We start from the raw sequence: 14,652 nt of genomic DNA, 5'->3' as shown, positions 1-14,652 counted from the left end.
TGCTGCAAGTCATTACTATAATTATCTTTTAAACTTTATTTTCAACCGAAAACAGACAACCGACAACAGCGTCTACTTCGCGATGTTTACTGCTCTGGTTTCACGAATCACCGTAATTTTAACTTGACCGGGATAGGTCATTTCTGTTTGAATTTTTTGTGATACTTCAAAAGAAAGTTTAGCCGCTTGTTCGTCAGAAACTTTTTCACTTTCCACGATTACACGTAATTCTCTACCGGCTTGGATAGCATACGCACTTTTAACGCCATTAAATCCAAAAGCAATCGCTTCTAAATCTTTCAAACGTTGGATATAAGAATCTAACACTTGACGTCTTGCACCCGGTCTTGCACCAGAAATAGCATCACAAACTTGTATAATTGGCGAGATTAAATATTTCATTTCAATCTCATCGTGGTGAGCTCCAATGGCGTTGCACACTTCTTCTTTTTCACCATATTTTTCAGCCCATTGCATCCCTAAAATTGCGTGAGGTAATTCACTTTCAGTATCCGGCACTTTACCTATATCATGAAGTAAACCGGCACGTTTTGCCAACTTAACATTCAGTCCTAATTCAGCTGCCATGATGCCACAAAGTTTGGCCACTTCACGGGAGTGTTGCAATAAATTTTGTCCGTAAGACGAACGGTATTTCATTCTACCCACCACTTTAATCAATTCAGGATGTAAACCGTGAATTCCTAAATCAATAACGGTACGTTTACCCACTTCGATGATTTCATCATCAATTTGTTTGGTTGTTTTAGCAACTACTTCTTCAATTCTAGCCGGGTGAATACGACCATCGGTTACTAATTTATGTAAAGCCAATCGGGCGATTTCTCTTCTAACCGGATCAAAACACGAAAGAATAATTGCTTCCGGTGTATCATCAACAATGATTTCAACTCCGGTTGCGGCTTCTAAAGCACGAATATTTCTTCCTTCACGACCAATAATTCTACCTTTAACATCATCCGATTCAATGTTGAAAACAGACACACAGTTTTCCACAGCTTCTTCCGTTCCAACTCGTTGAATGGTAGTGATGATAACTTTTTTAGCTTCTTGTTGAGCAGTTAGTTTGGCTTCTTCTAAAGTATCTTGAATGTGAGCCATTGCTTTGGTTTTGGCTTCGGCTTTCAAACTTTCTACCAATTGTTCTTTGGCTTCATCGGCAGATAAACCGGAAATAACTTCCAATTGATCTACTTGGCTTTTGTGCAATTTATCCAATTCCACTTGTTTCTTTTCTAAAATTTCAATTCGGTTGGTGTAATCTGCAATTTTTACATCAAAATCGTCAGCAGATTTTTTAGCTTTTGCTAACTCACTCGATACTTGCGATTCTTTGTCACGAACTCTTTTTTCAACTTCAGCAATTTTTTTGTCTTTGTTTAAAATCTCTTTTTCATGTTCTGATTTTAATTCTAAGAATTTTTCTTTTGCTTGCAAAAGCTTATCTTTTTTGATGTTTTCAGCATCAATTTTAGCATCTTTTAAAATTGATGCTGCTTCTTTTTTAGCGTTTTTTATAAGATTTGAAACATTGCTTTTTTCAATGATTTTTGCCACAGCAAAACCACCGATAATTCCAACGATTCCAATAATAAATAGTAGTGTAGTTTCCATTTTTGTTTAAGGTTTGTATATAAAAAAAGCCTACATTAGATGATTGTATAAACTCGATAAGACAAGTTTTGAGCTAACTCATTGTTCAAGGATCCCAATCGCAATGCTGGGCGTGCTATAGTAATGAAGATTTGCTCATTCTAAATTGTTAGTGTTGAGTTTATCAAATTGAAACTAATGTAGGCAGTATCTTGATGTATTTATAAGAACGTATCTAATATTAAATATATTTTGAAACTAAATCATTTAATTTTTTAAGTCGCTCGAAAGATTCCTGATGGTCTTCATTGGTTTCGATTTGTTCTTGTTCCACCTTTGAAGCAAATTGTAAAGCACACATGGCTAACACGTCTTGTTTGTCACGAACGGCATAATTTTCTTCAAACTGTTTAATCATTACATCAATCTTTTTGGAAGCACTTCTGAGTCCTTCTTCTTGCGTAGCATCTACCGTTAAAGGGTAAACACGGTCTGCAATTGATATTTTAATTTTAAGTTTTTCGTTCATGTTGGTTAGTCTGCCAGTTGAGCAATACAATAATCTATTTCACGAATTAATGAATTTATTTTGAGTTTTGTTTCTCTTTTATTTTCGTCACTGCCTAATAATGAATTGGCAACTTTTAGTGTTTCATATTGTTTTTTTAATCCTTCAATCGTCTCTGATTGTTGATTAATAACTTGGTTTGCATTTTTCAATTCGTCTTGCAACTGTTGTTTAACCACTTCTAAATTATCTATTTTAGAAATCATCTTCAAGAGTTTACGCTCCAGCGAATCAATAATTTCAACCATTTCACTCATATGATGCCTTGATTCATTACTTAATCCACAAATTTAGTATTCCTGATTGATTAATACAATAAAAAAAAGTTTTTTTTAAAAAATTAATTAAATCATACATAATTAAATACTTACAAAAAAACATACGTTCCGTTGTAAGTTTGCGTTCCATTTACTACATTAGCTTAATAAACGCCATTCTATGAGAGTTCTGCTTTTTTTTATTTTAATTTCTTTCAGTCTCTTTTCACAAGAACGCTATCCGAAAGATTATTTCCAATCTCCTTTAGATATTCCTTTACAGCTTTCGGGAACCTATGGTGAATTGAGAAATAATCACTTTCATTCCGGCATGGATTTTAGAACAAACCGACAGGAAGGTTTAAACGTTTTTGCTGTGGCTGATGGTTACGTATCTCGAATAAAAATATCCACTTTTGGTTATGGAAAAGCCATTTATGTGACACATCCGAATGGTTTTACAACCGTTTATGCTCATTTATTGAAAGCTGCTCCAGAAATTGAAAAGTATATTAAAGCCAAACATTATGAATTAAAATCTTTTGAAATTGATGTTTTTCCAAAACCTGATGAATTGCCGGTTGTAAAAGGAAAACTTTTGGCTTTTTCAGGAAATACAGGAGGTTCCGGCGGGCCACATTTGCATTTTGAGTTTCGCGATACCAAAACGGAGTTTACTATAAATCCGTTACTTTTTGGTTATAATCAATTTTTAAAAGATACACGACCACCGGTTTTACTTGGAATTCTTGCTTATCCTTTGGATGAAAATGGCATTGTAAATTATTCTCAAGAGCCGGTTGAAGTCAATTTAGTGCAACAAAAAGATGGTAGTTATTTAGCCTCCAAAGTGCTTTCAAGCGGAGCTATTGGTTTTGGAGTGCATACTCACGATGTTTCCGATGGGAGTTATGGAAAAAACGGCGTTTATAAAATTCAATCCACTTTAAATGGTAAACCTTCCTTTGGGGTGCAATTTGATACTTTTTCTTTTGATGAAACAAGACATATCAATCATTATATTGATTATAAACGTTATAAAAAAACAACGCAACGCTATCAAAAGCTTTTTGTGAAAAATCCGTATGAATTGAGTTTGATTCAAAATAACCCAACAACCGGAATTATTGATGTGCAACCCAACATGAATTACAGTTATAAAATTATAATAGAAGATTTCAATAAAAATAAAACAACGGTAACTATCCCAATTCAGCATGCCGTAATGCAACCCAAAATTTTGAAAAAAGAATCAAAATCAATTTATAAAATCAAGCATAAAAACGAACACAGTTATATAAAAGATTCGGTTTCAGTTTATATTCCTGAGATGACATTTTATGAAGACACCACTGTTGATTTTGAAGTTTCTGATGGAATGGTGCAGTTTGGAACCAGTGATATTGCGTTGCGTTCTAATTTAACTTTGTTCATTGAAGTAAAAGGAATTCCGGAAAAGGAGTTGTCAAACTATTTCATTGCAACAGTTGAAGGAACTAAAAAAAGCTACATTAAATCGTATTTAAAAGAGAAAACATTTAAAGTTTACACTAGAAATTTAGGAAAATTTGCCTTGGTAAAAGATACTACACAGCCAAAAGTCACACCCGTTCAACTTCAAGAAGGACAATGGATTAGTGCGTCAAAAACCCTTCAATTTTTGATTTCAGATGAGGGGTCAGGTATTCAAAGTTATAATGGCTATTTGAATGACAAATGGATTTTATTTGAATATGATTATAAAACAAAAAAAGTAACACACGATTTTTCAGATAATGTCGTTAAAGAGGGGAGAAACGATTTGAAAGTAATAGTAGTTGATAATGTTGGAAATTCTACTATATTTGAAACACATTTTTTTAGAAGTCAAAAACCCTAAAACCATCTTTTGAAAACAACTATTCTATTTTCCTTAACGTTGCTGTTTTTAAGTGTTACAACTGTTTTTTCGCAAACTGCCCGAATAAAAGGTGTTGTTTTGGATGAGTCCTTTCAACCGGTAGAAAATGTATCTGTTTCCTTTGAAGATAAAGGTGCAACTACCGATAATTCGGGTTTTTATAGTTTTGTTGTTCCGGCAAATAAAAAAATCACCATCGTTTTTTCACACATTACTTTAAAGCCGGTTACGCTGAAAGTGGAGCTCAAAAATAATGAAGATTATGAATATAATTTCGTTATGAAAAGCAACGAGTCGCAGTTGGGCGAAGTTGTTGTAACCGCCGGGAACAGAAAAACAGTAGAAGGAATAATCACACTAGAACCCGCAGTAATCCGAAAAATACCCGGAGCCAATGCAGGAGTTGAAAATATTTTAAAAACGTTACCCGGAATTGTTTCCAATAATGATTTGAGTACGCAATATGGTGTTAGAGGCGGAAATTATGACGAAAACTTAGTTTATGTCAACGAAATTGAAGTCTATCGACCGTTTTTAATTCGTTCCGGTCAACAAGAAGGTTTGAGCTTTACCAATACCGATATGGTGCAATCTGTCGATTTTTCGGCAGGAGGTTTTCAATCAAAATATGGCGATCGAATGTCTTCTGTTTTGGATATTACCTATAGAATTCCTCGAAAATTTGGTGCTGTTATGGAGGCCAGTTTACTGGGTGGAAGTTTAACAGTTGATGCCGTTTCCAAAAACAATAAATGGACAACTATTACCGGAGTGCGATATCGTGACAATAGTCTTTTTGTGAACAGTCAAGAGACCGAAACCAATTTTCGTCCCACTTTTTCTGATGTTCAAAGTTATGTGACTTTTACACCCAACAAAAGATGGCAATGGAGTTTTTTAGGAAATATATCGCAGAATAAATACAATTACCAACCCCTTTCCAGACAAACCAATTTTGGAACCATTGACGAACCAATTGCCTTACAGGTTTTTTATCAAGGACAAGAAAAAGATTCCTACACCACTTATTTTGGAGCTTTGAAATCAACCTTTGATGTTAGCGATACTTTTACCTTGAAATTCATAAGTTCTTTATATCATACAGTTGAACAAGAGTATTTTGATATTTTTGCGGCCTATTTTTTAGGAGAAATTGATACCAATATTGGTTCAGAAACTTTTGGCGATGTTACCTTTAATAGAGGAATTGGTACGCAATTGAACCATGCTCGAAATGATTTGGATGCTTTGATTTTTAATGCAGAAGTAAAAGGATTTCATAAGTTCGATGAAGCCACTTTAGAATGGGGAACCAAGTTTACACGCGAAGATATTCGTGATCGTTTAGTAGAGTGGGAGGTGATAGAATCGTTAGGATATAATATCAATCCGGAGAATATCATTCCTGTAAATGACCAACCTTATAATCCGTATACAGGACCTTTAGTTCCTTTTCAAAACATTCGAGCTACTAATTTTACCACCATTGACCGTTTGTCAGGATTTGTGCAGTGGAGTAAAAAATCACTTTGGGGTTCCCATGAAATTTGGTACAATGCCGGAGTTCGAATGCATCATTGGCAAATTTCAGGACAAGAAATTGAATCGAATTCAGGAACTGTTTTTAGTCCAAGAGCACAGTTTGCTGTCAAACCCAATTGGGATAAGGATATGGTTTTTCGTTTTGCAACAGGATTGTATCACCAACCGCCTTTTTACAGAGAACTTCGCGATTTTAATGGTGAAGTGCAGTCAAATGTAAAAGCCCAGCAATCGTTTCACTTTGTGGTTGGAAATGACTACAGTTTTAAAATGTGGGACCGACCTTTTAAATTGATAAGTGAAGCTTATTACAAAGATTTGACAAATGTAAACACCTACACCCTTGATAATGTAAGAATTCGATACAAAGCCACCAACGATGCAACCGCTTTTGCTTATGGATTGGATTTGCGTTTGAACGGTGAGTTTGTTCCCGGAACAGAATCGTGGTTTAGTTTTGGTTATTTACGAACAGAAGAAAATCAAAACAACAGAGGATTTATTGCCCGACCCACCGATCAACGATTGAAATTTGGTATTTTGTTCCAAGATTATGTGCCTAATATTCCGAGTTTGAAACTTTATTTGAATTTGATATACAATACCGGTTTGCCCGGAGGTGCTCCATCTTATGCTGATGTTTATGATTACCAACAACGTTTGCGAAATTATGCCCGAGCCGATGTTGGTTTTTCTTATGTGTTAACCGAAAATAATCATTTGAGACCCGAAGGACATTGGTTGAAGAAATTTCAAGATGTAGCACTTGGATTTGAAATTTTCAATTTGTTCAACAATCAAAATGCCATAACAAACACATGGGTTAGAGATGTGGAATCCAAAAACCAATATGGCATTCCTAATTATATGACCACACGAGTTTTTAATATTAAGTTGAATGCCCGTTTATAAAAGTTGATTAATTTTAGTATATTTGATGCCTATCTAGTAGTATTATGAACACTTTAGTTAAATATTTTTTCTCCTTTGTTTTACTTTTGACCATTGGTTGTGCCAAAGAAAAAGAACAACCTAAAGTGATTTATGAAGCCAACAAACCCACAGTTGTGGAATCAAAAATTGATTCTTCCAACATCAGGATTGCGGATTTACCCATTTATCTTGAAGGCACTTCCTATTTGATTCATCCTCTTGGCGATATTCGAGTGTATCAAAACAATTCAAGAAGTTATAGCTCAGGAAAGACGAATACCATTAGTTATTCTATTTCCAATTACAACCGTTATGAATTGACGGGTTATCTTGAAAATATAAATTTTCAACATAAAGATTCTACTTCGTTACATCTTTTAACCACTAAGAAAGTACAAATTCAGTCAGTAACCTATCCTTTTGATTTTGCAGAAAAAACGAAACGCCAGCTTTTGATTTACTCTTTGGTTGATATGGATACCAATCGCGATGGTAATTTAGATTCAAATGATATAAAATCGTTATATATCAGTAATATTGATGGTACTAATTTCACTAAATTATCGGTAGCTTTTCATGAGTTGATTGATTGGAATATTGTTGATGTAAAAAACAGATTGTATTTTAGAACTACAGAAGACATCAATAAAAATGGAGCTTTTGATAAAAACGATGCTGTTCATTATCAATTTGTAGATCTTTTAGCAAAAGAATGGACAGTTGAAACCTATAATCCGTTAGAAAATTAAATCAGAATATCACTTTCTAAATCTGATTTTTCAATAGTAAAATTAAATCCAAGTTGTTCCATTAATTGAATTACCAAGTTTTTATACCAGTTTTCTGATTTGGGATGGATGTATATTTTTTCAATTAATTGGTTGATGTCCACGTCAATTTTTACACCATCATTCACGGTAATGTTGTTTTTTGTCACATCGGAAATGATTCGAACTTCTCTTTCATATTGAAAACTTTTTCTTTTGAATAAAAAAGGGAAAAACGTATCATTAAACGGAATGTGTTCTTTTTTGTAATCAATATAATTTACTTCGCCAATAAATTGCTCGGTTTTTCTTTCCGGTTTTAATGCTTCCTGCAAACGTTTTACGGTGGATTGAATGGCCAAACCTTCATTGTTTTTGGTGAAAATTTGCCACATCGCAAACGATTCATATTCGTTGATGTGCCAACTGCTTATCACAATTTTTTCGCGATGTGATTTGTAGTAATTTAAAAACTTCGGATTATTTTCGGCAATTTTTCGGATTTCTTCATAAGTAGGTTCGCTAAAAGTGCCTTCATATTGGTCTTCAAATTTATCCGACCTTGACATGAATAGTTTTTTAGAAAGCAATAAATCTAAGAATTTTGACAAATCCAAGTATTTCCAAACAATAGTGTCCGGATCTTCAGGAAGAATTATAGTTGGATTTTTAACGAACATTTTGAATTATTAGTTTGTTAGATTATTAGATTTTTGGATTGTTCGATTTTTCTTTTTCTTTTGGAAATTTTGTAGAGTATTGTCCGGCGGTATACGACACTAAAACTAGAATAAAGCTGAATGCTGCCACAACATCTAATTTTTCAAAATGTGCCATTGCATAAAGGAATACAAAAGCAAGTACCATAAATAGTAGTGTAAAAGTAGTTCGTGTCATTTTATTATTATTATTAATTTTCACCTTTTTTACTAACTCGCAACCCGCAACTCGTAACTTTAAAATTACTCAAAAGACTGCATCATCACTAATTTTGAGTACATTCCGTTTTTGGTTAACAATTCATCATGCGTTCCTTGTTCAACAATTTCTCCTTTTTGCATTACTACAATTACATCCGCTTTTTGAATAGTAGAAAGACGGTGAGCAATCACTATTGATGTTCTGTTTTGCATCATATTTTCTAACGCAACTTGAACAAATTTTTCACTTTCTGTGTCCAATGCAGAGGTTGCTTCATCCAAAATCATAATTGGAGGATTTTTCAAAACAGCACGAGCAATCGAAAGTCGTTGTTTTTGACCGCCCGATAATTTTCCACCGGAATCTCCAATGTTGGTTTCTATTCCATTTGGTAAATCTTTAACGAACTCATAGGCATTTGCAATTTTTAAAGCGGCAATTATTTCTTCGTCAGTAGCGTCTTGTTTCCCTAAAAGAATATTGTTTTTGATAGTGTCGTTAAATAAGATGGAATCTTGTGTCACCAATCCCATTAAACCTCTCAAGGATTGTAGGTTAAAATCACGTATGTCAGTTCCGTCAATTTTGATGTTTCCTTCGTTAACATCATAAAAACGAGTTAGCAAATTAGCAATGGTACTTTTTCCACTTCCGGATTGACCTACAAGAGCTACGGTTTTTCCTTTTGGAACAGTTAACGTAAAGTTTTTCAAAACATTTTCGTCTTCATATTTGAAGTTGATGTTTTCAATGGTAATACTAGTATCAAAAGTATTTTTTTTAACCGAACCTTGTTTGCTAATAATAGGATTTTCTTCCTCCAAAACCGCAAGAACCCGTTCTGCAGCTGCATTCCCTTTTTTAACACCATAAGAAGCCTTAGAAATTGCTTTTGCAGGAGTTAATATGTTGTAAGCTAATCCCATATAAACAATGAAAGCAGCTCCGGTCAAGGTTTTATCAACCAAAACCATGCTTCCGCCATATAATAATAAAACACCAATTACTAAGATTCCTAAGAATTCACTCATTGGTGAAGATAAGTTTTGACGATGTAAAATTGAATTTGACATGTTATAGAAACGATCTGTTGAAGTTTGGAACTTTTTAAAGAAATACGTTTCAGCATTAAAACCTTTAATCACTTTTAACCCACTCAAAGTTTCGTCAACTATAGAGAGAAAATAGCCTTGTTCTTTTTGAGCTCTATCTGATTTTTTCTTAAGTGATTTTCCAACTCTTGAAATGATAAAACCTGAAATAGGAATAAAAATAAAAACAAAAAGCGTGAGTTTTGCACTAATTGTAAACATGGTAATAATTGTAAAGAGAATGGTTAAGGGCTCTCTTACAATCAATTCCAAGATGGAAAGAAATGAATGTTGAATCTCCAATACGTCAGATGAAATTCGTGCCATCAAATCTCCTTTTCGCTTTTCTGAATAATAGGCTAAAGGTAAGTCCATTGTTTTTTGATACATAGCATTTCGAATATCTTTTAAAACACCGTTTCTCAAATAGGTTATAAAATACATTGCCCAGTAATTAAACATGTTTTTTAGTAAAAACATGGATATAATAATTACTATCATAATGGTTAATGTATAAAGAGCTCCGTTTTTATCATTAGAAATAGTAATAAAATAAGCCATGTAATTTTCAAAATAGTCACCTATTTTAAAAAGTCCTTTGTATTGCGGCTTTTCATAAATTTTATTCCCTTCTTTAAACAATACACTCATCATTGGCATTAAAGCCACAAAAGACAATGCACTAAAAAGAGCATATAGAATATTGAAAAAAATATTCAGATAGGCATATTTCTTATAGGGTTTCGCAAAGCGAAATATTTTTTTAAAGTAATTCATTTATTTAAGTTGCATTTCTGCTACGATAGTTGCAATTTTTTGGTCTAAGTGGGCTTCAACATTTTTGAAATTATCAACAGAATCCAAAGGTTCATTCACACTAAAATAGAATTTAATTTTAGGTTCTGTTCCACTCGGACGAGCACAAATTTTGGTTCCGTCTTCCAAATAATAAATCAATACATCCGATTTTGGAAGATGTAAGGGTTCAATTTCATTGGTAAATAAATTTAAAACGGTAGAATTTTGATAATCTTCCACACAAACCACTCGTTGATTATTGATTTCTTTCAACGGATTTTCGCGTAAATCATTCATCATTTGCTTGATTTCATTGGCTCCTTCAATTCCTTTTTTGGTTAATGAAATTAAGTATTCTTTATAAAAACCAAAATCTACGTATAAGTTTAGAAGTTCTTGGTATAAAGTACTTCCGGCCGCTTTTGCTTGAGCGGCAATTTCGCAAACGAGTAGGGTAGCGGCAATCGCATCTTTATCGCGAACGGCATCGCCAACCATATAACCAAAACTTTCTTCGCCACCACCAATGAATTTTTGGTTGGGAAAATCTTTAATCATTTTGGCAATCCATTTGAATCCGGTTAATCCCACTTTGCATTCTACGCCATAACCGGATGCAATTTCTGTCATCATTGGCGTTGAAACTATCGTTGAACCAATGAATTCATTTCCGGTAATTTTTCCTGCTCTTTTCCATTGTTCCAATAAAAATGCGGTCATGATGACCATGGTTTGGTTTCCGTTCAATAAAGTCATTTTTCCTTCAGAATTTCGAACGGCAATTCCTAATCGATCGCCATCCGGATCGGTTCCGATGACAATATCCGCATTTATTTTTTCAGCTAAATCAGTTGCCATCAACAATGCTTCCGGTTCTTCGGGATTTGGTGATTTTACTGTTGGAAAATTTCCGTCTGGTACTTCTTGTTCTTTTACGATATTTACATCGGTATAACCTGCTTTTGCCAATGTTTCAGGAACCAAAGTAATGGAAGTTCCGTGCAACGATGTGAAAACAATTTTTAAATTTTCTTTCGCTGCTTTTGGCGTGTTAAAACTAGCATTTTCTATAGATGATTTGATGAAAGCTTGATCAACTTCCGTATCAATATATTCGATTAAATCTTCGTTAGCTGAAAATTTGATTTCGCTGTATTTTAAATCTTCAATTAATTTGATGATTTCCTCATCTTGTGGCGGAACTAATTGTCCGCCATCTTGCCAATATACTTTGTATCCATTGTATTCCGGCGGATTGTGCGATGCGGTTAAAACAATTCCGGCATGACAGTTTAAATATTTTAAGGCAAACGATAAAATAGGAGTAGGTCGCAATGCCGAAAATAAATAAACTTTAATTCCGTTGGCCGAAAAAACATTGGCAACCACTTTGGCTAATGTGTCGCTGTTGTGACGACAATCGTAGGCAATTACAACTTTGGTTTGTTCGTTAGGAAAAGATTTTAGAATATAATCGGAAAGACCTTGTGTGTTTTTTCCAAGTGTATACTTATTAATTCTGTTGGTTCCAACGCCCATAATTCCACGCATTCCACCCGTTCCGAATTCCAGATTTTTATAGAAACTTTCTTCCAATTCTTTCGGTGAAGAAGTCATCATTTCTTCGATTATTTTGTGCGTTTCCGCATCAAATACTGGGGTTAACCATTCGTTTACTTTCGTTAAGATATTTTCAGGAATGTGCATAATTTTATTTTTTGTATCCTATTTTATTTCGTTCTTTTGATGAAGTTGCCTTTTCTTTATCCATCAAAAAATTTAAAATTTTATAGATGTCAGGAAATTGCTTTTCTATTTCAGTTACTTTATCACTTAACTCTTTGTAATTCATTGTAAATTGCCTTAGCGTAACAAATGTTCTCATGATGGCAATGTTTATGGCGATTGCTTTATCAGAATTTAAAACACTTGAAAGCATGGCAACTCCTTGTTCCGTAAAGGCAAATGGCATATAACGTATTCCACCTCTTTTTGAGGTCACAAATTGTGACCTCAAACTTTCAAACTCTTCTTTATTGAGTTCAAACATAAAATCACTTGGGAAACGATTTATATGTCGTTTGACAGCTTGTTTTAGAACTTTTGTTTCGATTTCATACAAATCGGCTAAATGAAAATCGAGCATTACTTTTTGATTTCTTAACTCGAAAATTTGTTGTTGAATACTTTCTAATTTCATGATTTTGGCGTTTATAAATTTTAAATGGCTTTGATTTTATTTAGTTCATATTTAATTGGTTTGAAATTTTATAATTTTCATTTGATTCTTTACTTCGTAATATAATTTCTCCTAAAAAACCGGCTAAAAATAATTGTGTTCCAATAATCATCGTGGTTAATGAGATATAAAAATACGGACTATTAGCTACTAAATCATAAGGTAAATCATTGTATAGTCGGTATAATTTTGAAATTCCGATGTAGCCTGCAGTGGAAAATCCGATTAAAAACATCAAAACACCCCAAGCACCAAAAAGATGCATTGGTCGTTTTCCGAAACGGGACAAAAACCAAATGGTGATTAAATCAAGAAAGCCGTTGATAAAGCGTTCCATTCCGAATTTTGTTTCACCGTATTTTCGGGCTTGATGTTTCACCACTTTTTCACCAATTTTAGAAAAACCGGCATTTTTGGCTAAAACCGGAATGTAGCGATGCATTTCTCCGGAAACTTCAATGTTTTTAATTACGATATTTTTATAGGCTTTGAGCCCACAATTGAAATCATTCAATTGAACACCCGATGTTTTTCTGGCAGCCCAATTGAATAATTTTGAAGGTAAGTTTTTGGAAACGACGGAATCATATCTCTTTTTCTTCCAGCCTGAAACTAAATCAAACTTTTGATTCATGATTAAATCATATAGTTCCGGAATTTCCTCCGGATTGTCTTGCAAATCGGCATCCATAGTAATAACGACATCACCTTGAGCTTTAGCAAAACCTGCATGTAAAGCTTGTGATTTACCGTAATTTTTAAGAAAGCGAATGGCTTTTATATTTGAATTTTCTTTTGATAAACCCTCTATGACCGGCCAAGAATTATCGGTGCTACCGTCATCGATAAAAATTATTTCATATGAAAAATTGTGAGCTAACAATACCTTTTCTATCCAGGTTTGTAGTTCAGTTATCGATTCTTCTTCGTTGAGAAGTGGTATAACAACGGATATGTCCATTTTTTGAATGTCTATGTAGCGTTCAAAAATACAAAGAACAATTCAATTTTAGTCTTTTTTAATTGCTAATCCTGTGATTAAAGAAGTTATAAAACCTAAAAACAAATTAACTACAATGATACCTCCATACAACATTGGAAGTACAAAACTTCTACCCATTTCCATTCCTTTTGCTAAATCTTCTGAAGACATACTAGGGTTGGCTTTTATTTGTTTGGATATTTCGGCATTTAACACATCATCTACAAAATTTGGTTCTATGTAGTTCGCAAAAATGATAAAATAAATTACTGATAAAACTGCAGCCACAGCAGCAACTCCCATTCCAATCTTTAATGATTCACTTAAACTTATTCTTCCATTGTTTTGTTTTTTGAATTGAAGAATGGGATAAACTACCAATGCTATTAAAAGAACAAGGCCTAGAATACTGTCAACGGCACTGTTTTCAAGATGTCTTCCCATGACATACTTTACAACAGCTACCAGAATTGACAATAAAGCTAAAATTGATCCATAAGTAAAAATTAAATTTTTGATTGATTGTTTTTGTGTTTCCATGTTTTTAAGTTTAGGTTATTTCAAAATTAGTAGTTGTAATTCATTTAATGTTACATTTAATAAATTAATTCCTATTTGGTAAAAATAATTCAAAAAAGTTATTGTCAATTCTTTAAATATATTTAAATTTGCACCTCAATAAAAAAAGAAGAATTAAAAGTTGTAGCCAGTTTATACCTTTTTAATTAAAAGCATCAGAACAGCTACCTCATAACAAAAAAATAATTTAGAAAAATGAAAAAAGGAATTCACCCGGAAAATTACAGATTAGTAGCATTTAAAGACATGTCTAATGAAGATGTTTTTATTACTAAATCTACTGTTGAAACAAAAGAAACAATCACACACGAAGGAGTTGAATATCCTGTGTTTAAAATGGAGATTTCAAGAACATCTCACCCATTTTATACTGGTAAGTCTAAATTAATTGATACTGCAGGTCGTATTGATAAGTTCAAAACTAAATATGCTACAAGAGCTAAATAATTTAGTTTTTATAA

At 33.3% G+C, this 14,652-nt stretch carries 14 protein-coding genes; 4 read left to right on the top strand and 10 right to left on the bottom strand.

The window, feature by feature from the left end:
- Positions 1-72: 72 nt before the first annotated feature.
- The 3 genes from rny to IEV15_RS10165 all read right to left on the bottom strand — a co-directional run bounded on the left by rny (position 73) and on the right by IEV15_RS10165 (position 2,439).
- A complete protein-coding gene (rny, locus tag IEV15_RS10175; RefSeq protein WP_188362415.1) occupies positions 73-1,635 on the bottom strand; it encodes a ribonuclease Y in 1,563 nt (520 codons plus the stop codon).
- 220 nt (positions 1,636-1,855) lie between these two features.
- Positions 1,856-2,143, bottom strand: a complete 288-nt coding sequence (locus tag IEV15_RS10170) for a cell division protein ZapA (protein ID WP_188362414.1) — start codon at positions 2,141-2,143, stop codon at positions 1,856-1,858.
- A gap of 5 nt (positions 2,144-2,148) precedes the next feature.
- Positions 2,149-2,439, bottom strand: coding sequence for a coiled-coil domain-containing protein (locus IEV15_RS10165; RefSeq protein ID WP_188362413.1), 291 nt, complete (start codon positions 2,437-2,439; stop codon positions 2,149-2,151).
- Positions 2,440-2,620: 181 nt separating this feature from the next.
- Here IEV15_RS10165 and IEV15_RS10160 point away from each other — a divergent pair, with 181 nt between their 5' ends.
- From IEV15_RS10160 to IEV15_RS10150, 3 genes are read left to right on the top strand one after another with little or no spacing between them, the layout of a single operon-like run.
- On the top strand, positions 2,621-4,318 hold the full coding sequence (locus tag IEV15_RS10160) for a M23 family metallopeptidase (protein WP_188362412.1): 1,698 nt from the start codon (positions 2,621-2,623) through the stop codon (positions 4,316-4,318).
- Positions 4,319-4,327: 9 nt separating this feature from the next.
- Complete coding sequence (locus IEV15_RS10155; protein WP_188362411.1) at positions 4,328-6,793, top strand: TonB-dependent receptor; 2,466 nt, start codon at positions 4,328-4,330, stop codon at positions 6,791-6,793.
- A gap of 44 nt (positions 6,794-6,837) precedes the next feature.
- Positions 6,838-7,563, top strand: a complete 726-nt coding sequence (locus IEV15_RS10150) for a hypothetical protein (protein ID WP_188362410.1) — start codon at positions 6,838-6,840, stop codon at positions 7,561-7,563.
- On the opposite strand, the gene IEV15_RS10145 is transcribed toward IEV15_RS10150, so the two are convergent.
- The 7 genes from IEV15_RS10145 to IEV15_RS10115 form a co-directional block, all read right to left on the bottom strand.
- Positions 7,560-8,261: a DUF2971 domain-containing protein gene (locus IEV15_RS10145; protein ID WP_188362409.1), complete on the bottom strand. Its 702-nt coding sequence runs from the start codon at positions 8,259-8,261 to the stop codon at positions 7,560-7,562. The genes IEV15_RS10150 and IEV15_RS10145 overlap by 4 nt on opposite strands.
- Positions 8,262-8,286: 25 nt before the next feature.
- Positions 8,287-8,478 (bottom strand): hypothetical protein, encoded by a 192-nt coding sequence (locus tag IEV15_RS10140; RefSeq protein WP_188362408.1) that lies wholly within the window; start codon positions 8,476-8,478, stop codon positions 8,287-8,289.
- A 65-nt stretch (positions 8,479-8,543) separates the two neighbouring features.
- Positions 8,544-10,370 (bottom strand): ABC transporter ATP-binding protein, encoded by a 1,827-nt coding sequence (locus IEV15_RS10135; protein ID WP_188362407.1) that lies wholly within the window; start codon positions 10,368-10,370, stop codon positions 8,544-8,546.
- Complete coding sequence (locus IEV15_RS10130; protein ID WP_188362406.1) at positions 10,371-12,098, bottom strand: phospho-sugar mutase; 1,728 nt, start codon at positions 12,096-12,098, stop codon at positions 10,371-10,373.
- A 4-nt stretch (positions 12,099-12,102) separates the two neighbouring features.
- Positions 12,103-12,591, bottom strand: coding sequence for an ORF6N domain-containing protein (locus tag IEV15_RS10125; RefSeq protein WP_188362405.1), 489 nt, complete (start codon positions 12,589-12,591; stop codon positions 12,103-12,105).
- A 40-nt stretch (positions 12,592-12,631) separates the two neighbouring features.
- On the bottom strand, positions 12,632-13,591 hold the full coding sequence (locus IEV15_RS10120; protein ID WP_188362404.1) for a glycosyltransferase family 2 protein: 960 nt from the start codon (positions 13,589-13,591) through the stop codon (positions 12,632-12,634).
- Between the two features lie 48 nt (positions 13,592-13,639).
- Positions 13,640-14,152: a DUF4199 domain-containing protein gene (locus IEV15_RS10115; RefSeq protein ID WP_188362403.1), complete on the bottom strand. Its 513-nt coding sequence runs from the start codon at positions 14,150-14,152 to the stop codon at positions 13,640-13,642.
- 234 nt (positions 14,153-14,386) lie between these two features.
- On the opposite strand from IEV15_RS10115, the gene IEV15_RS10110 reads away from it, so the two are divergent.
- Positions 14,387-14,638 (top strand): type B 50S ribosomal protein L31, encoded by a 252-nt coding sequence (locus tag IEV15_RS10110; RefSeq protein ID WP_188362402.1) that lies wholly within the window; start codon positions 14,387-14,389, stop codon positions 14,636-14,638.
- The last annotated feature ends 14 nt before the right edge of the window (positions 14,639-14,652 follow it).

This window comes from Flavobacterium orientale (genome assembly GCF_014638005.1).
Classification (GTDB): domain Bacteria; phylum Bacteroidota; class Bacteroidia; order Flavobacteriales; family Flavobacteriaceae; genus Flavobacterium; species Flavobacterium orientale.
Note: the sequence above shows the minus strand (reverse complement) of the source record. Positions and strands in the feature narration are given on the sequence as shown.